The sequence below is a fragment of the Sorangium sp. So ce1014 genome (assembly GCF_051521505.1).
GTDB lineage: Bacteria > Myxococcota_A > Polyangia > Polyangiales > Polyangiaceae > Sorangium.
In genome coordinates this window covers 1,271,079-1,288,510 of sequence record NZ_CP150356.1, presented here as the reverse complement: position 1 = coordinate 1,288,510, position 17,432 = coordinate 1,271,079, and the positions used below count along the sequence as shown (strand labels likewise).

General features: G+C 70.0%; 15 protein-coding genes. 12 read left to right on the top strand and 3 right to left on the bottom strand.

Annotated elements, in window-relative coordinates; genetic code table 11:
- The first annotated feature begins 3 nt into the window (after positions 1-3).
- The 7 genes from WME75_RS04950 (at position 4) to WME75_RS04920 (ending at position 7,895) form a co-directional block, all read left to right on the top strand.
- Positions 4-414, top strand: a complete 411-nt coding sequence (locus WME75_RS04950; RefSeq protein ID WP_437486942.1) for a response regulator — start codon at positions 4-6, stop codon at positions 412-414.
- Positions 411-986 carry a YfiR family protein gene (locus WME75_RS04945; protein ID WP_437486940.1) on the top strand — a complete coding sequence of 192 codons (576 nt, stop codon included), beginning with the start codon at positions 411-413 and terminating at the stop codon, positions 984-986. The genes WME75_RS04950 and WME75_RS04945 overlap by 4 nt, the downstream gene beginning before the upstream one ends.
- Position 987: 1 nt before the next feature.
- The gene (locus WME75_RS04940) at positions 988-3,423 is read left to right on the top strand and encodes a TonB-dependent receptor plug domain-containing protein (protein ID WP_437486939.1); all 2,436 of its coding nucleotides are present in this window, start codon (positions 988-990) and stop codon (positions 3,421-3,423) included.
- Positions 3,420-3,842 carry a hypothetical protein gene (locus tag WME75_RS04935; protein WP_437486937.1) on the top strand — a complete coding sequence of 141 codons (423 nt, stop codon included), beginning with the start codon at positions 3,420-3,422 and terminating at the stop codon, positions 3,840-3,842. The genes WME75_RS04940 and WME75_RS04935 overlap by 4 nt, the downstream gene beginning before the upstream one ends.
- Positions 3,843-4,021: 179 nt before the next feature.
- Positions 4,022-5,095 (top strand): substrate-binding domain-containing protein, encoded by a 1,074-nt coding sequence (locus WME75_RS04930; protein ID WP_437486935.1) that lies wholly within the window; start codon positions 4,022-4,024, stop codon positions 5,093-5,095.
- 233 nt (positions 5,096-5,328) lie between these two features.
- A complete protein-coding gene (locus tag WME75_RS04925; protein WP_437486933.1) occupies positions 5,329-6,537 on the top strand; it encodes a PAS domain-containing protein in 1,209 nt (402 codons plus the stop codon).
- A 188-nt stretch (positions 6,538-6,725) separates the two neighbouring features.
- Entirely contained in the window at positions 6,726-7,895 is a 1,170-nt protein-coding gene (locus WME75_RS04920) for a hypothetical protein (protein ID WP_437486931.1), read from the top strand.
- A 28-nt stretch (positions 7,896-7,923) separates the two neighbouring features.
- Here the strand turns inward: WME75_RS04920 and WME75_RS04915 are convergent, their stop codons facing one another.
- Together WME75_RS04915 and WME75_RS04910 are read right to left on the bottom strand one after the other, a co-directional pair.
- On the bottom strand, positions 7,924-9,270 hold the full coding sequence (locus WME75_RS04915) for an MBL fold metallo-hydrolase (protein WP_437486929.1): 1,347 nt from the start codon (positions 9,268-9,270) through the stop codon (positions 7,924-7,926).
- Between the two features lie 145 nt (positions 9,271-9,415).
- Positions 9,416-10,234, bottom strand: coding sequence for a transglutaminase domain-containing protein (locus WME75_RS04910; RefSeq protein WP_437486927.1), 819 nt, complete (start codon positions 10,232-10,234; stop codon positions 9,416-9,418).
- A gap of 519 nt (positions 10,235-10,753) precedes the next feature.
- On the opposite strand from WME75_RS04910, the gene WME75_RS04905 reads away from it, so the two are divergent.
- The 5 genes from WME75_RS04905 (at position 10,754) to WME75_RS04885 (ending at position 15,593) form a co-directional block, all read left to right on the top strand.
- Positions 10,754-11,527, top strand: a complete 774-nt coding sequence (locus WME75_RS04905; protein ID WP_437486925.1) for an acyl-CoA desaturase — start codon at positions 10,754-10,756, stop codon at positions 11,525-11,527.
- A gap of 404 nt (positions 11,528-11,931) precedes the next feature.
- Positions 11,932-12,393, top strand: coding sequence for a hypothetical protein (locus tag WME75_RS04900; RefSeq protein ID WP_437486923.1), 462 nt, complete (start codon positions 11,932-11,934; stop codon positions 12,391-12,393).
- A gap of 19 nt (positions 12,394-12,412) precedes the next feature.
- Positions 12,413-12,661, top strand: coding sequence for a hypothetical protein (locus WME75_RS04895; protein WP_437486922.1), 249 nt, complete (start codon positions 12,413-12,415; stop codon positions 12,659-12,661).
- A 98-nt stretch (positions 12,662-12,759) separates the two neighbouring features.
- On the top strand, positions 12,760-13,116 hold the full coding sequence (locus WME75_RS04890; protein WP_437486920.1) for a hypothetical protein: 357 nt from the start codon (positions 12,760-12,762) through the stop codon (positions 13,114-13,116).
- A 626-nt stretch (positions 13,117-13,742) separates the two neighbouring features.
- A complete protein-coding gene (locus WME75_RS04885; RefSeq protein WP_437486918.1) occupies positions 13,743-15,593 on the top strand; it encodes a glycosyl hydrolase in 1,851 nt (616 codons plus the stop codon).
- Between the two features lie 106 nt (positions 15,594-15,699).
- Here WME75_RS04885 and WME75_RS04880 read toward each other — a convergent pair whose 3' ends face one another.
- Positions 15,700-17,109, bottom strand: a complete 1,410-nt coding sequence (locus tag WME75_RS04880) for an RICIN domain-containing protein (protein WP_437486917.1) — start codon at positions 17,107-17,109, stop codon at positions 15,700-15,702.
- Positions 17,110-17,432: the final 323 nt, after the last annotated feature.

The following is a 17,432-nucleotide window of genomic DNA, read 5'->3' as shown; positions in this document are numbered from 1 at the left end:
CCGATGTCACACGGCGGACGCATCCTGGTCATCGACGACAGCGAGATCGTGCTGATGCGGATCCGCGTCGAGCTGTCGAGCGCCGGCTACGACGTCGTCACGACGACGCAGCTCGTCGGCGCCGCGCGCCACCTGCTCGGCTGCGATCTGGTCATCATCGACTTCTTCATGCCGGGCCTCGACGGCGGCGCCGTCCTGCGCTCGCTCAAGGCGGCGATTCCCGAGGGCGAGCGGCCGCCGCTCTTCTATCTCTACACCACCGACGCGAAGGCCGGGGCCCGGTACGCGGAGCTCGGCTTCGACGGCGTCTTCGGCAGGAAGGGCGATCTCCTCGCCCTCACCCCGCAGGTGCAAGCGGCGCTCCGCATACGCAAGCTCTCCGGCCTGTCCCGCGCCAGGGAACGCAGGACGTGACGCTCTGCCGGCGCGCCTTCGTGCTCGGCCTCTTCGTCGCGGCCGCCCTCGTGCCGTGCCACGCCCTGGCCGAGCCAGCGACGGCGCCCTTCGCCGTGCAGGCGGAGATCGTCACGCGCATCCTGCCGTACGACCGGGGCTTCGCGGAGCGGGTGAAGGCGCAGGTCTCCTTCCTGCTGCTCACGAGGGCGGGCGACGCGGACTCGGCGAGCGCCGCGCACCAGATGAGGAGGGCGCTGCAGGACATCGGCAAGGTGCGGGACAGGCCGATCCGCGTGGACGGCATCGAGTACTCGAGCGCGCCCGAGCTCGCCGCGGCGTGCCGCGCGCGCGACGTCCACGTCGTGTACATCTCGTCCGGGCTCGCGAAGGACGTCGCCGCGATACGCGGCGCGCTCGCCGACACCGGCGTCCTGAGCTTCGCGGCCGTCGAGCCCTACGTCGCGCAGGGCGCCGTGCTCGGCGTCGACGTCGCGAACGGCAAGCCGCGCATGAGCATCAACCTCGCGCAGGCCCGGGCCCAGCGCATCGATTTCCCGGCGTCCATCCTCAAACTGGCAAGGATTTACTGACGTGAGCTCGACCCGTCTGGCACTGCTCTGCGCCGCGTCGCTCGCGTGGTCGACCACCGCCTCGCGCGAAGCGCGGGCCGAGGACGTCAGCTCCCTCCTCGAGATCCTCGAGGAGAACGTCGTGTCCGGCGCCTCCCGCTCCGCGGAGCGCGCGAGCGACGCGCCCGCCATGTCGTCGGTGATCACCGGCGCGCAGCTCAAGCTCTTCGGGATCCAGCGCCTCGCCGAGGCGCTCAACTTCCTCGCCAGCGGCGTCTTCGCGCACTACCGCATGTCCACCCCGGAGGTCGGCGCGCGCGGGGTCGCGCTGACCCGGGACGCGAACAGCCACGTGCTGCTCGTGCTCGACGGCATGGTCATGAACGAGCAGGGCGGCGGCTCCGTCTTCTTGCACGACATCCCGATCGAGGTCGTCGACCACATCGAGGTCATCCTGGGCCCTGGCTCCGTGCTCTACGGCGCGCAGGCCATGCTCGGGGTCATCAACGTCGTCACGAAGAAGGCGACCGACCACCAGGGCCTCCACGCCTCGCTGATGCTCGGGGCGTCGCCGCCGCTCGACGAGTCGGGGAGCATCAGGGCCCCGGCCGTCGAGAGCCCCGGGGGAGAGAACACGGTGGCGCTGAGCTTCGGGCGCGGCTTCACGCTGCTCGGGCAGCCCGCGGGCATCGTGGCGGCGCTCGACATGCACCACTTCAAGGGGCCGCACATCCGCTTTCCGAAGCAGCGGATCCCGGACGGGCCCGACGGCGCGCCCTCCGTGGATCTCGGCTCGCACGCCGAGCCCGGCGCCTGGGGCGGACCGGTGGAGGAGCAGTGGTTTCGCCGCAAGACGGGCGCGTACCTGCGCCTCGACGTCGGCGATCTGAGCGCCGCCGCGCAGGTGACGCGCTCGGTGTGGGCGGCGCCCTTCATGGATCTCTACGAGAACCGCGTGGGCGTCTATGACGACGCGCACAACGACAACACGCAGTCGCTCGTCCTGGGCAGCGTGCGCTACCGCGCCCGCCTGAGCGAGCGGATCGAGGGCGTGGCGCGCGGGTACTTCGGGTACAGCCGGCTCCTGCGCTCGCGCTACGTCGTGGGCCACGACGCGCTCGTGCCGCACGTGCCGCTCGGCGTGATCGATCCCGAGCAGTGCCCGCGCGGGCCGTCCGGGCCCTGCCGGAAGGAGTCGCTGCTCCTCTCCCGCTGGGTCGGGCTGGAGCTCCAGGCGGTGGTCGACTGGGCGGGCGACGGCGCCTTCTCGACCATGGCGGGCGTCGACGGGCGCCTCCGCACGGCCGCGTACGAGGCCGTCGCGTTCGACGATCTCACGGGGAAGAGCTATGGCTCCGACCCCGCGCGCACGCGCTGGCACGGCGGCGGAAACCGCCTCGAGGACGAGGGCGCGCTCGGGGCTTACGTGCAGCAGACGCTCCGCCCCTTCCGGTCCATCTCGCTCAACGCGGGGATCCGGGTCGATCTCGACTCGCGTATCCCGCTCGAGTACGTGGCGAACGCGATCTCGCCGCGCGCCGCGCTGATCGCCGAGCCGGACGAGCGCATCTCGCTCAAGCTCATCTACTCGAGCGCGTTCCGCGCGCCCAGCTTCGTCGAGCTCTACACCGTGAGCGGCAGGCTCCTGCCGAACCCGGACGGCCTCAAGCCGGAGAAGGTCTCGTCGCTGGAGGCGGTGTCGTCGTTCCGGACCGGCGCGTACTCCATCACGGCCGGCGGCTTCGCCTCGACCTGGCGGGATGTCATCGAGCTCCAGATCGTGAAGGCCAAGGCGCCCAGCGTGTCGAGCTACAACAACGTACCGGGCATCCGGAACTACGGCACGAACCTGGGATTCGAGGCGAGCTTCCTCGAGCGGCGGCTGCGCGTCGGCCTGAACTCCACGTTCGCCGTGACGCGGCGCCGCATGTCGGACCAGCAGATCGCCCGGAATGCGCGGTTCGGCGCCGGCGACGAGGTCCCCATCACCGTCGCGCCGCAGGTGTACGGCAATGCGCACGTCTCGTACGAGATCGGCTCCGGCGCCGTGTCGCTGGCGGCCGCATACATGGGCCGTCGGATCGCCGATCAGGCCTATTATGGCGGCGATCCGTCGAACATCGCGCCTCGCCCGGAGGTGCCGCCGCAGCTCGAGCTCCGCGCGGCGCTGACGGGCGCGCTGCCCTGGGTGAAGGGCGCCGGGTACACGCTCGGCGGGCAGTATGCGTTCTCGCCCTACGAGCCCTACGTCGTCGGGCCGAACCAGGGGCAGCCGCGCTATCTCGTGGAGCGCGGGCCCAGCGCGGATTTCGCGCTCACCAACCGGCTCACGCTCTTCGCCGGGATCGAGCTTCACCTCGACGACAGCAGCGCCGCGCCGGGGCAGAACCCGGCCGCGGCGGCCGGCCCCTCCTCCCGCGCGACGGCTTCGCGCGCACCCCTGGGAGCTTTGCCGTGAAGACAACGACGCTCCTTCCCTCGCTCCTCGTCAGCTTGTCGGCGGCCACAGGCGTCATGGCATGGGGCTGCATCGAGGTCGGCCACCCCGTCGAGGTGGGCTGCGTCGAGTACCACACCCCGAACTGCATCGACACGGGCGTCTCCTCGAGCTCCGCCCAGGCGAGCGGGACCACCTCGACCGGCGGCGCCGGGGGGGGCGGCGGCGCGGATGGGGGCGGCGCCGGCGGAGATGACGGCCGTGGCGGCGCCGGCGGAGACGGCGGCGCCGGCGGGACAGGCGGTGAGGCCAGCGCCGGCGGGACAGGCGGCGCCGGCGGGACAGGCGGCGCAGGCGGGACAGGCGGTGAGGGCGGCGCCGGCGGGACAGATGGTGACGGCGACCGAGCGTCGAGGTCCACGAACAGGGTGCCTCGATAACACATCTTCTCCCCTCGACCGGCGAGCTGGCGACGTCGGCGCCAGCACCAGGACAGCACAAAAGGCGTTGACAGCCAATTTCATCTCATCTAGTCGTAATATCGAATCTTGACTGCTCTCTCGTATTCTGATCGTGGAGGGGGACTATGCGCTATCGGAGCTTCTCTGGGGGTATTCTCTTGGCGACCAGCGTGCTTGCCTGCAGCGAGGGCGAGAGCGCGACGGGAGAGCCGATAACCATCGCCTACATCACACACAACAAGTGCAATCGGTTCCACGATCTCGGCCGCGAGGGCGCCAGACAGGCGAGCACGGAGCTCATGGCCACGAGCGCGCGGCCGGTCGAGGTGACGGTCATCGATCCCGAGTGCCCGGAGCTCAACGCGGACGGCAAGCCGACCGATCCCGGGGACTCCTGCTACTTTTCCCGGCCGCAGATGGCGGTGCTGCAGGAGGTCATCAACAGGAAGGTGGACGCGATCTCCATCGATGTCTTCGATGGGGTCTGCGAGAACGACCTCATCAACCAGGCGGTGGACGCCGGCATCAAGGTCGTCACGTACGGCGGCGACGCCCCGGCCAGCAAGCGCCACACCTACTACGGCATGGACAACAAGGCAGCCGCCGCCTTCCTCATGGATGCGCTCGCGACCCTCAACGGGAAGACCGGCAAGATCGCCTTCCAGACGATGATGGACGAGAACGCCGACGGAGGCTACACCCCCACCGCCGCGGGGACCTTCGTCGACCGGACCGCCGGGTTCGAGGAGGCGCTGGCGAAGTACCCGGACATGACGAACGCCGCGACCCTCCCCTGCGTCTGCTGCGACTACGAGGACCCTTTCTGCACGCAGCAGGCGGAGAAGGCGCTGGAGGAGGCCCCGGAGATCACGGGCTTCTTCCTCTCCTACAGCAAGCTCCTCGGCGAGCCGAGCCTCGAGGACAACGCGCCGCTGCTCACCGCGAAGGCGAAGGAGAGGAAGATTCACTCGGTGGCGTTCGATACGCTGCCGGAGTATCTGGGGCGCATGCGCGACGGATACGTGGACGTGCTCCTCGGCCAGAAGCTGTTCGGCTGGGGCTACGACACCGTGATGCTGGCGTACGATCTGGTCACCACCGACCGGCAAGTGACCCCTTTTACCGATGCTGGCTGGTACGTTGTCTGTCCGAACAACCTGGAGGAGTTCGAGCGCAACACCCAGGCGATGGACTACCGGACGCCCCTGTCACACTGCAGCCTGCTCCCCTGAGCCCGGGGGGGCTCTTCACGGCAGGCGACGTTGCGTGACGCGCGTCGCGATCGCTGCCCGCGCGGAGCAGGCTGGCGCGCCGCGCCAGGCGTCCTCGACAAGGATGCGCGGCGCCATCGTCGATTCCGTCGCGCGCGCGCCGCGGCCAGTGGCTATCATGCATCGAGCTCGGGCCCGCGGGTTTGCCGCCGCCCGGCCTGGTCAGGAGCCGTAATGAACAAGGCCGTGCCGGGATGAAGGAGACGATGGCCAAGGAGCCGCGCGGGGCGAGCGACGGGCGCGCCCAGCGGATGCTCGACGCGGCGCCGGCGATCCTGTGCGTCGTCGACATGACCGAGAGGCGCCTCACCGCGCACAACGCCGCCCTCGCCCGCGCGCTCGGTTGCACCGACGAGGAGCTCGCGATGCGCGGCGTCGAGGCGCTCGCGGCCCGGATTCATCCGGACGACCTCGCCGGGCTCGCCGCGCGCGCCGAGCAGCTGAAGGAGGCGCGAGACGGCGAGGTCGTCGAGGCCGAGCTGCGGGCGTACGGCCGCGGAGAGGGCGAGCGGCTCTTCGCCGTCCGCGCCGAGGTCTTCGCGCGGGGCGCGGACGGCGCCGCGCGCGAGATCTTCCTGTCGGCCGAGGACGTGACCGAGCGGCGGCGCCGCGAGCAGCGCCTCCACCGGAGCGAGGCGCTGCTCGCGACGTTCTGCGACCATGCACCGGTCCTCCTGTATGCGAAGGACCGGGACGGCGCCTTTCTCCTGGTGAGCCGCTCGCTGGAGGAGATCGTCGGGGCAGCCCCGGGCAGCATGCTCGGGAAGACCGACAAGGACTTCTTTCCACCGGAAGTCGCGGCGATTTACAGCGACGTCGACGAGCTCGTGCGCAAGAACGGCGCCCCGTTCGAGGCCGAGGATCCCGTCCCGCACGCCGAGGGCGAGAGGACGTTTTACACCATCAAGTTCCCGGTCTGGGGCGAGGGCATCCGGGAGGGCGCGGTGGCCGGTGTCTCCGTCGACATCACGCGCGTCAAGGCGGCGGAGCGCGAGCGGGAGGCGGCGCGGGACGAGCTCATCGCGGCGCAGCAGGACACGATACGGGAGCTCGTCACGCCGCTCCTGCCGATCGCCGAGGGCGTCCTCGTCATGCCGCTCATCGGCTTCTTCGACAGCGCGCGGGCGAGCGGGATCATCGAGACGCTGCTCCAGGGCGTCGAGAGACACTCGGCCCGCATCGCGATCATAGATATCACCGGCGTCAAGGCGGTCGACGTGTCGGTCGCCGAGATGCTGGTGCAGGCCGCGCGCGCGGCCGGGTTGCTCGGCGCCGACGTCGTGCTCACCGGCATCCAGCCCGCGATCGCGCGGACGCTGATCGAGCTCGACATCGACCTCCGGGGCCTGATCACGGAGGGGACCTTGCAAGGCGGCATCGCGTATGCGCTGAAGCGCCGATGACGGCAGTCCGCCTCCAGAGCGCGGCGTCCTCCCGCGCGGACGAGCGCGGGCGGCGGCAGCGCGAGGCCCACCTCCCGCGTGCGCGCCGGCTCCCGCGTGCGCGCCGGCTCCCGCGTGCGCGCCGGGCGAGCGTTCGTGCAAGCTTGGATAGAAGGATGGGATGCGCCCCTGTGTGGTAGCCTCGGCGCATGACCAGCGCGAGCGCGACGCTGCCAGTCCCGGTCGCGGCGCCGCGCCGAGAGGGCCTTCGGGCCCGCCTCATGGAGTTCCTGCTCGTCGGGGGCGCGACGCTCGCGCTCTTTCCGCTCGCGTGGCTGCTCCGCAGGGCCGTCGGGCTCGACGCGTCGGAGCTCGCGCTCGGCTTCCTGACGTTCCACGCCGCGACCGTGATCAACGATCCTCACTTCGCGGTCACGTACCTCCTGTTCTACAAGGACGCGCGGCGCCGCGCGTCCGGCGGCGCGCTCGCCCCGGCGCAGCGGGCCCGCTACCTCGTCGCCGGGCTCCTCGTCCCGCTCGCGCTGCTCGCGTGGGCGACCTGCGCGCTCGCGACCGGCTCCGCGCGGACAATGGGCTTCATGATCCAGCTCATGTTTCTCCTGGTGGGCTGGCACTACGTGAAGCAGGGGTTCGGCGTCTTGACGGTGCTGTCGGCGCGGCGCGGGTTCCGGTTCAGCCCGCTGGAGCGCAAGGTGGTCCTCTCGCACTGCTTCGCGGCCTGGGCCTATGCGTGGGCGAGCCCGGCCGATCCGGGCAGGGAGCTCGAGGAGAAGGGCGTGATCTACACGTCGCTCACGCACCCGCCTGCCCTCGAGCCCGTCACCCGCGCGGCCTTCGCGCTGAGCGTGCTCGCGCTGCTCTGGGTGCTCGCGCGAAGGTGGCGAGCGGAGCGGCGGCTACCGCCGCTCGGGCCGCTCTCGGGGTTCCTCATCACGGTGTGGCTCTGGACCGTGTACTCGAGCCTCGACCGGCTCATGATGTACGTGATCCCGGCGCTGCACTCCATCCAGTATCTGTACTTCGTCTGGCTCCTGAAGCGGAGCGAGGCGCGCGACGCCGAGGGCCCGCCGCTGTTCGGGAGGCCGACCGGCCTGCGCCTCGGCCTCCTGGCCGCGTCCGCCGTCGGCCTCGGATGGGTCGTGTTCCGCGGCGCGCCCGCGCTCCTCGACGGCGCGCTGGTGCTGGGCGCGAGCGACGATGAGACGATGGCCGGCCTGGGCCCGACGCCGTACTTCGCGGCCGTCTACGTGTTCGTGAACATTCACCACTACTTCATGGATAACGTGATCTGGCGCCGGGAGAACCCCGACACACGATATCTGCTGCGCCAGGACGCAGACGGGAGCGCGAGCGGCTGAACGAGGAGCTCGCGCTCCCGGGCCCGCTTCACGCCCTTCTCTTCAGGATCGCCCCCGCCGCGCGCGCGGCGAGCCAGACGGCGGACGCAGCAGCGCCGAGCGCGCTCGTCGCGACCACGGAGGCGCGGATCAGGGCTGGGGCGACCTTCTCCGGCCGGTAATCGGGCAGGTACGGGCGGACGGCGCGCGGCAGCACCCACGCCTCGCTCCCCGGGCCCTCGCCGCCGATCGCGCGCATCGCGCGGGCGAGACGGCCGCGGGGCTGCGTGCGGCTCTGCACCCACGGGATGAACCGGGCGAGCGGCATGTTGCCAGGCGCCTGCCGCTCCATCCAGGCGAGCGCGCGCCGCAGCTCGGCCGCCGTCGCGGGAGCGCCGCCGTCGCCCTCGAAGCGGTGCCACTCGCCATGGCTGGGCAGGAGCCACGCGAAGCGGAGGCGGCCCGCCTCCGCCAGGACGGCCAGGCGACGCACGGAGTGGATCTGGCGCTCCCAGTCGCCCCAGCACTGGAGCCGGAACGCGACCATCCGGCCGAGGCGGCGCGAGTAGGCGAGGTGGTCGCCGGTGAACAGGAAGCGGCCGCGGTACAGCAGGCACATCGAGCCCGCGGTGTGGCCGGGCTGGGAGAGCACGGCGAGCTCGGCGCCGGCGAGCTCGGCGTCGGCGAGCGGCGCGCCCTCGAGGGTCATGGGCCCGGGGCGATCGGGGAGCTGGATCTCCACGTCGGTGGTGATCGCGCTGTACGGGCCGCCGCTCGCGCTCACGTCCGCGAAGCCGAGGATGCGGCGGCAGCCGGGGAAGCGGGCCGCGAACTCGGCGTGGTGCGCGGTGTTGTCGCCGTGGGTGATGAAGATCCACCGCACGCCGCCGTGCTCCTCGAGGAAGCGGAAGATGGCCTCATTCGGCTTGGGCAGGTCGACGAGCACGTTGCCGCCGGGACGCTCGATGAAGTAGGCCGTGGCGCCGACGTTGTCGCTCGAGGGATGGCCGAGGGCCCAGACGTCCTCCTCGATGCGGCGCGGCCAGGTGCTGAAGGGGGCGCCGAGCGCGCCGGGGCGAGGGCGCACGGCGGGCGGCTTGAGGCGCAGAGCGTGGACCGGGCAGGCGGCCACCGCCGTGCGCGCCGCCTCGAGGTCGGCCTGGCTCCGTGGCTGGCGCAGGACGCCCGTGAACGACCCCTCGTCGTAGGTGCCCTCCAGCACGGCGGGGCCGCGGTGCTTCACGTCGCCGTCCATGGCTCCCCAGTGCGCGGGCGCGACCTCGCCCAGGAGCTCAGGCGCGAAGTTCCTGCAAACGCCTGCGCCGCAGCAGGCGCGCGTGACGTGCAGTCGTCCCCAGTCTTCCCCGCCGATGCCGTCCGTCGGTACATTGTCCATAGCCGCGCAGACTATCACGCTGCCCCCGAACCGGCAGTTGCGCCGTCGGCCTCACCGGCGATGAATCATCCCATCGGCGCGGTCCGGGCGCCTCCACTCCGCCGCCGTACCGCCCGGTCGTCCATGCTGTACACACCCGGCAGGCTCAGGCGAGCGAGCCGACGATCTCATCCGTCCATACGCGGAAGCTCTTCAACGTGTTCTCGCCGAAGGTCGTCGTGATCGCCACGTCGGCGGCGTCGCGCCCGCGGGCGATCAGCACGCGCCCGATGCGAGGCACGTTGTTGCGCGCGTCGAACGTGTGCCACTCGCCGCCGAGATAGGCCTCGAACCAGCCGGAGAAATCCATGGGCCCGTGGGGCGGAGGCACGCCGATGTCGCCCAGGTAGCCCGTGCAATACCGGGCCGGAATGTTCATGCAACGGCAGAGCGCGATCGCGAGGTGCGCGAAATCTCGACAGACGCCCTTTCGATCGTTGAACACCTCCCACGCCGTCTTGGTGGGGCTCGCGAACTCGTACCCGAAGGTGATGTGCCGGTGAACGAAATCACAGATGGCCTGCACGCGGCCCCAGCCGGTGGGCGACTGGCCAAACAGGCCCCATGCCGCCTCTGACAGGCGATCCGTCTCGCAGTACCGGCTGCCCAGCAGGAACACCAGCGTCTCCTCCGGCAGCGCATCGACCGGGTGCTGCGCGGCCGATGTCACGATGCGGTCCCGAGCGCCCGTGTCGTTCACCACCGCGTCGGTGGAGACCCTCAGCTGCCCCGCCGGCGCGACGATACGGCTGCACCAGTTACCGAACGCGTCCCGGTAAGACCGGGCCGGGGTCGGCGGACTGGTGATCATATGATCGGGCCGCACCAGATCCGATACGCGCGAGTAGTGGATGCTGAGCGTCAGGATCACCGGCGTGGGTTGTGGAAACTCGTAGACCAGCTCGTAACCTACGCGGATCTGCATGCGTGCACCTCGAGGTGATTGCGCGGCTCACGTCACGAGCAGGCCCCCTGCCCTCGCGGCCCGCGCCGTGTGACGACGCCGAGAGCACCAGAAGCCCGAGCGCGACAGAGGCTTCGACGCACGCTCGAACGGTTTGCTGGGCTATCCTGCACTCAGCGCGCAAGTGCGTCAAGGACGAACCGCCGCCGAGGACGGCCCACCGTCGAACCGTCGTGAACTCCAGTGAAACAGCGGCCCCGCGCTCAGGCCGCTCCGAGGAGGCGACACACACGACGCCGGCGACGTCAGCGACCTCAGCGACCTCAGCGACGTCAGCGACGTCAATGGCGGGCAGGAGCGACGTTGCACCTGGTAGCATAGATTTGTTTCCGCTCGATGAACTCGCTTGTTGCGGGCTCGCCGCACGGACGGATCGAGCGGGATGCGGACGTTCGTGCGCGAAAAACGCGGCTCCGGACTTGTCGGCGCATGACCATCCGCTGACCGCGTGCCGGCCCGCAATCGATGTACAAGCGAACCATGGAACTCGTGGCTGTCCTGATCGCTCACTCCACACTCTCTGTCTTCTTCCAGACCTTCTTCCTGCACCGGTACGCCTCGCATCGGATGTTCACGATGTCGACGCGCTGGGAACGGATCTTCCACGTACTCACCTACGTCACGCAGGGCTCCTCGTATCTTGTGCCCCGGGCGTACGCGATCTTGCACCGCATGCACCACGCGTACAGCGATACGCCGAAGGATCCGCACTCTCCACGATACTACGCGGAGCCGGTCTCCATGATGCTGTCGACCGCGAAGCGCTATGACGCCATCTGCGACGGAACGGCGGAGGTGGAGCCGCGCTTTCTGGGGGGCTACCCCGAGTGGCCCACGCTCGACCGCATCGGCAACTCGTGGGTCAGCCGCCTCGCGTGGGGGACGGGGTATGCGCTCTTCTACATCGCCTTCGCCACGCAGTGGTGGCAATTCCTGTTCGTCCCGCTCCACTGGACGATGGGCCCGCTCCACGGGGCGATCGTGAACTGGTGCGGCCACCGCTACGGCTATCGCAATTTCAACAGCGACGACGACTCGCGCAACACGCTGGTCCTCGACATCGTGACGCTCGGCGAGCTCTTCCAGAACAACCACCACAAGTACTCGCAGAGCCCGAGCTTCGCCGTGCGCTGGTTCGAGATCGACCCGGCCTACCAGGTCATCCGCGTGCTCGCCTGGGTCGGCATCCTCCAGATGCCGGAGAAGCGCCAGGTCGCCCGGCTGGACACCGGGACCGCAGGTGTCGAGGGATGAGCGCCCCTGCCTGCAAGAGACATTTCTCGTGACGCCCGAGGGGCACGGCGCGAAGGCGCGAACTCCGCGCGAAAGCGCCGCGAACACCGCGTGAAAACGGCGGGGAAACGGCACAGAAACGGCGGGTAGGCGCGAACACCGCGCGAAAACGGCGCGAACACGAGAACGAACACGAGAAAAAGCGTCACACCGGCGAAATCAGCGCGCGCTTCACCGATAAGCGTGGTGCCCCGGCGCTTCTTTCTGCTATACATTTGCGCACACGCAGTGAAGTTGTCGGCGATGCCGTCTGGCCCATCGACCAGACCCGGCAGGCACGGCCGTCATGCGACGTTCGAGGCAACTTTTGCACAGCCGTGGGGCGCACGTGCGTTTCGTGCCTTCCACCTTCGGAGAACGTCGAGATGAGCCACGCGTCCACGCCCAGCATCGCCGCCGCGCCGAGCAGCGCGGCGCTGGGTGACGGCCTTGCTCTGGACGCGCCATCGCGCGCCGAGCGGATGCCGACCGACCTGCGCGCGCTGGCGCTCTGCCTCGCCGGCCCCTTCGCTGGTCTCTCGAAGAGCGCGAGGTGGAGCCTGGCCCGCCGCTGCGACAGCTTCGCCGAGCTGATCGAGACCCAGGGAGCGCTCCCCGATGCCGCTGACGACGTGCGCTCGTGGCCTCGCTTTCTGCTGAGCGCGCTGTTCGCGCTCCGCTCCGCCGGGGACGCGCCGCCGCTCTCGGAGCAGGACGAGGCGTGGGTTGTGGCGGAGGTCGAGGCCGACTTCGGGGAGGCGCTCGCGCTGTTCGAGGGTCGGACGGGAAGGCCGCGCTCGCCGATCCCGCCGCGCCCGCTGCTTCCGCGCCGTGAGCTCGCGTGCTGAGCGCAGAGAGGTACAGACCATGAAAGAGGGGTTGTCACGGGTGGTGGACGGCGTGGAGCAACGGCTCTGCTGGCGCTTCCAGGTGCACGGGAGGAGCGATGTCACGTACGAGCCGGCGAGCGGCCAGCGTGGCCCCTTCGATCGCGACAGGCAGCGGCACCTCAGGACGGGTGAGACATTTCAGCGGCTCGACCGCTCGGGCTCTCCCCGGAAGTACAACGGGCTCGTCTGGCAGCCGAAGAGCTCGATCGCCGGCGCGCTCCCGTGAGCGCCTGTTCCACGGGCGCTCGGCCGCAGGACCATCCCGGAGAGATACGTCACCTGGGCCGCACGCAACGGCCATCAACGGAGCTGTTCAACACCGCCATGTCCATCCCCCAGAAGCCAGTCGCCTCCACCCAGTTGCTCGCCACCGCTGCTCCGCTCAACTTCCGCGCCACGTCGCGCGACCGGAGCGGCTCGACGCTCGGCGTGCTGATCGACGCGTCCGGCGCTCAGCAGCACCTCGTGATCGACGCGAGCGGCGCGGAGGGCACCTGGATGCTGTCCAGCGCGCTGCCCACCGGCCACGCCTCCTTTCTTCTCTACGAGAGCGCCGCCAACGTGCTGCGCGGCGGAAACCTGGGCGAGGGCGGGAGCATCTCCTACCAGGGAGCCCAGTACATGATCGAGTCGTCGCTCGACGGGAACACCCGCACGGCCAAGGTGAGCGGCAGCGTCTGATCGGCGGCCGGTCGATCGCGCTCGCCCACGCTCACCCGCCGGCCCACGCTCACCCGCCGGCCCACGCTCACCCGCCGGATCGATCGACGGCCGCTCCAGCTGTGTCGTCACCCTTCTCCGGCGCCTGAGCGGCGAGCGCAGCGACGACCCACAAGGCGGCCCGCGCGGCGCGGTCCTCTTCTTCAGGGCGTGAACAGGCCCGTTAGCCCCGGGCCAGGGCCGCTCCTTGGAGCACCGAACCGGTCCGGCTTTGTTCGGCGCTCTTGGCGGCCCAGATGCGCGGCCCAGATGCGCCGCCGACCGTGACCTCCGAATGCATGAACCGGTTAAGACGCTATGCCCGACGAGGGCCGACGGCGCTCGCGCAGCCACGCGCCCGCGGGCGCTCGACGCTGCCTCGACACGCACGCCGTTGACAGGCGATGACGCGGCGCAATACCGCGCCGAAGCGCGATCGGGGTGAGACCGGCACGAGACCGGCGTCGGCACCTCGCCCCGGAGGTGGCCGTTGACACTGAACCGATTCAGTCGTTTATTCTTGCCCTGCCACTTGTACCCTTCGCAGGGAAGAACCGATGAATCTTAACCAGCTCAGTCCACGCATCTGCGCCGCATTCCTTCTGTGCTTGGCAGCCGCCTGCGGGTCGTCGAACGACGGCACTCCGCCGGGGGACAACCCGCCCGACGACAACCCGCCGGATGACAACCCGCCCGACGACAACCCGCCCGACGACAACCCGCCCGACGACAACCCGCCGGATGACAACCCGCCCGATCCCGACGATGTGCCGGAGTTTCCGGACACGCCACGAGGCAAGCTCCTCGAGGACCTCTGGACCTCGTCCCGAGCCGGCAAGTTCCGGTTCGGATACGAGAACAGCATCCTGTGGGGGCTCTACGATCCGGGCGCGATGGAGTTCGTGTCGACCAACGACTGGTTCTCGACCCTCGCGGGCCCGGCCAGCCGCGGCGAGCGGGCTTGGGCGTCGGACGCCGGCGCCACCGTGGGCGAGAACCCCGGGCTGCTCGGCCTCTCCCTCGACGCGATGGTCTTCGACCCGGTCGCCTGGAATCGACGCGACGTCACCGCGGCCGGCGCGGTGCACGCGCTGGAACAGCCGGGCGGCATGGTGGCCATCGACTGGCACACGCCCCCGTGCAACTACGACATCGCGAGCTCCGACTTCGCGACCGACATCGCGACGCCGCTCGCCACGATCACGGTCGACGGCCAGAGCGTCCCGATCCACGCCCAGGGCGGCGGCACCCCGTTCTACGCCGAGACGTATTACTCGGGAGCCCTGAGCTCCAGCGCCGACATCCCCGAGAACCTCAAGTGCATCTGCAAGATCGCCAACGACGTGCCGATCGAGCAGGGGACCCACGCCGGGATCTCGGCGCGCGACTGGCTCGTGGCCCACGCGAAGTACGTGGCCCAGTTCTTCCGCGAGCACGGGCTCGAGGGCAAGCCGGTCGTCCTCAGGCCGTTCCACGAGCACACAGGCGGGTGGTTCTGGTGGGGTCAGCCCTACTGGAACTGCCAGGGCCTGCTCGGCGACGACCAGGCTGTCACCGGCCCCGACGCCTACCGCGCCGCGTACCGCACGTTCGCCGAGGCCATCCGGAGCGAGCCGGGGATGGAGAACGTGATCTTCGCGTACTCGACCGACAAGCTGCGCAAGCTGAGCGACAGCTCGGTGACGCCCGCCGAGGCGAAGGTCAGAGATCCAGAGAGCCTCTCGCGCGACATGCTCCGAGCGCGCCTCCTCGAGGAGCTCTCCGAGCTCGGCGCCACCTACGAGAGCCCGCCCCAGCAGGCGATCGTCGCCCACGACGGCCAGCCCCCCTCCGGGATGCTGGAGGAGTACTACCTCGAGGCGTATCCGGGAGACGACCTCATCGACGTCCTCGGCATCGATCTCTATTACCCGTACGAGCGGGCGGCGTCCCCGGCCGACCTCGAGGACATGAAGGCGATGGCGAGCGCCGTCGCGGCGATCGGCGAGGCCAGGGGCAAGCCGCACGCGCTCAGCGAGACGGGCACCTACCGGCTGCACCTCCTGCACCGGGTCAGCAAGCTCGCGGCGGGCCAGCCGCTCACGCTCTACTCGGCGGACCACGTGAGCCGGTGGTACGAGACCCTGTTCGATCAGGGCCTGCAAACGGAGTTCCTGGCCAACTACGGCCTGAGCTCGGCGTCCGCCGTCGCGCTCTCCTCGACCGAGGTGACGAGCCTCTTCCCGGACGCGGGGCAGGGAGCGCTCACCGAGGACTGGTACAACGAGCACCTGCTCGACCTGGCGAAGAGCGCCGGCGTCGCCTACGTGCTGACGTGGCAGACCTATTACGACGGCACCGACTTCGACGACAAGCCGGTCTACTATTATGTCCCGTTCCCGGGCCACCCCGAGGCGGACAACTTCCGTCGCTTCGCCGAGGATCCCGCGGTCTGCTTCGGTCCGATGGCCTGCAACTAGGCCCTGCCTGACGCGCGTCGCGCGCGGCCGCTGCCCGGGGAGCCTGCCCGGGCGGCCTTGAGCCGCCGGAGCGAGGGAGCTCACCCCCGCTCGGGCGAGGCGCAGATCACGGGCAGAAGGTGACCTCGAAGCTCGTCTCCGACGAGCAGGCGTGGAGACCGGCGGCGTCGTCGTAAGCATAGCTATAGGCGGTGGGGCACATCTGGTGCATCCGGATCACGTAGTCCGTGTGCTCCACGCTCCGCGGGTCCGCGGTGTTCCGGCACGCGTCCGAGGTCATGCACGCTCTCTCGGCGGTGCACTGGCCGGTGGCCGGATCGATGGGCGTCGGGCAGCAGAGGTGGAGCCCAGGATCGGCGCTCTCCGGCTGGCCCAGGCCCCAGGGCGCCGGATAGTTCCACTTCTTGCAGGGCGCCATGCAGCCGACCACGACGCCGTTCCTGTCGCGCACCCGGAGATCCTGGTGCGCGTACGCGGGGAACTGGCCGTTGCCGAGATCCTCGTCGCCGGGGCACTGCGAGAGCGACAGCCCGGAGCAGTCCGAGGTGATGCAGCTGCCCTGCTCGGCGCCGACGCCCCTGGGGACGACCTTGAAGGGCAGCGTGTAGCCGTCGACCTGGCTGAGGTTGTACCAGGTCTGCGCCGTGCTCCCCTTGGCCGCGAAGGTGGCCTCGAACTTCGACTCGAAGGGCGGCTGGCAGCCGCCGGCCGGGCAAGGCGCGACGCTGTCGCCCGTCGTGCAGTTGCGGCCGCTCTCGTCACACCCTGTCTTCGGCCAGAAGCGGGTCGCGCTGATGCCACCTTCGGGCACGTCGTAGGTGTACGCGGCGCCCCGGGTGAGCTTGACGTTCTGCGCGCCCTGCACGTTGGTGGAGTGGGCGACCCAGATCGGCGCCGCGCAGTTGTTGATGACCTTGAGCGTGCGGGCGCCGGGGGACGGACCGCCGCTCACCTTGTCGAGGACCCAGCGCTGGTTGGCGGTGCCGCCGTAGGGGTACTGGAGGATGTCCGTCCCGTCGGCGGCGTCGCCCCACGCGAGGTCCACGGCCTGGTCGGTGTGGCGCGCGTGGATGCTGAACTGGGTGCCCCCGCGATTCACGAGCTTCCACTGCTGATTGGCGCCGCCGCTGTAACTCCATTGCTGGATGACGGCGTTCTGCGCGGTGCTCACGTCGCGCACGTCGAGGGCCTTGTCGCTGTTGACGTTGACGATCTTCCAGTAGCCGTCGGTCGTCGGGGAGACGTGGAATTTTTGCGCGTTGGTCCCGTTGCAGGTCCACTGCTGCATCCGCGTGCCATCGGCGGTGCTGGACGAGGGCACGTCGAGGCACTTGTTCGTGGCGACCGAGCGGATGACGTAGTCCCCCTCGGAGACGCTGGAGACGAGGACAGCGTCCGAATCCTCGACGCTGGCCTCCATCAACGCGGTCTCGTCATCGGCGACCAGACACCCCCCCATCATCAGGGTCCACCCCAGCGCCAGCGACAGACCCCCCACCGCGATTTTTCGAGCCATGATGCCCTCCTCGGTGTGCCCTGGTTCCCGGCGCACACGCTGTGTCGAGGCGTCATTGCATCCGGCGTTCCACGTGGACAACCCAGGGCGCCCGGCCACGCCGCGGTGAATCCGCAGTTATTTCGCCGGAATGCGAGGGGCGTGGGGGTGATCTCCGGGATCGCCCTGCGCCCCGGCGGGGCGATCCGCGGGATCGCCGTGGGCCAGGGAGGGGCGATCTCGCGGAGCGCTCCCCGCGCAGCCGAGCCCCCTCCGAGAGCGATGGCGCTTGCAGGGGCACATGCGGGTAGTGGTCACATTTGCCCAGAAAGAACTCACATGAA

Coding starts and splice junctions, on each gene's coding strand:
- WME75_RS04950 (WP_437486942.1), top strand. CDS start 4: ATGTCACACGGCGGACGCATCCTGGTCATCGACGACAGCGAGATCGTG.
- WME75_RS04925 (WP_437486933.1), top strand. CDS start 5,329: ATGAAGGAGACGATGGCCAAGGAGCCGCGCGGGGCGAGCGACGGGCGC.
- WME75_RS04920 (WP_437486931.1), top strand. CDS start 6,726: ATGACCAGCGCGAGCGCGACGCTGCCAGTCCCGGTCGCGGCGCCGCGC.
- WME75_RS04915 (WP_437486929.1), bottom strand. CDS start 9,270: ATGGACAATGTACCGACGGACGGCATCGGCGGGGAAGACTGGGGACGA.
- WME75_RS04910 (WP_437486927.1), bottom strand. CDS start 10,234: ATGCAGATCCGCGTAGGTTACGAGCTGGTCTACGAGTTTCCACAACCC.
- WME75_RS04905 (WP_437486925.1), top strand. CDS start 10,754: ATGGAACTCGTGGCTGTCCTGATCGCTCACTCCACACTCTCTGTCTTC.
- WME75_RS04900 (WP_437486923.1), top strand. CDS start 11,932: ATGAGCCACGCGTCCACGCCCAGCATCGCCGCCGCGCCGAGCAGCGCG.
- WME75_RS04895 (WP_437486922.1), top strand. CDS start 12,413: ATGAAAGAGGGGTTGTCACGGGTGGTGGACGGCGTGGAGCAACGGCTC.
- WME75_RS04890 (WP_437486920.1), top strand. CDS start 12,760: ATGTCCATCCCCCAGAAGCCAGTCGCCTCCACCCAGTTGCTCGCCACC.
- WME75_RS04880 (WP_437486917.1), bottom strand. CDS start 17,109: ATGGCTCGAAAAATCGCGGTGGGGGGTCTGTCGCTGGCGCTGGGGTGG.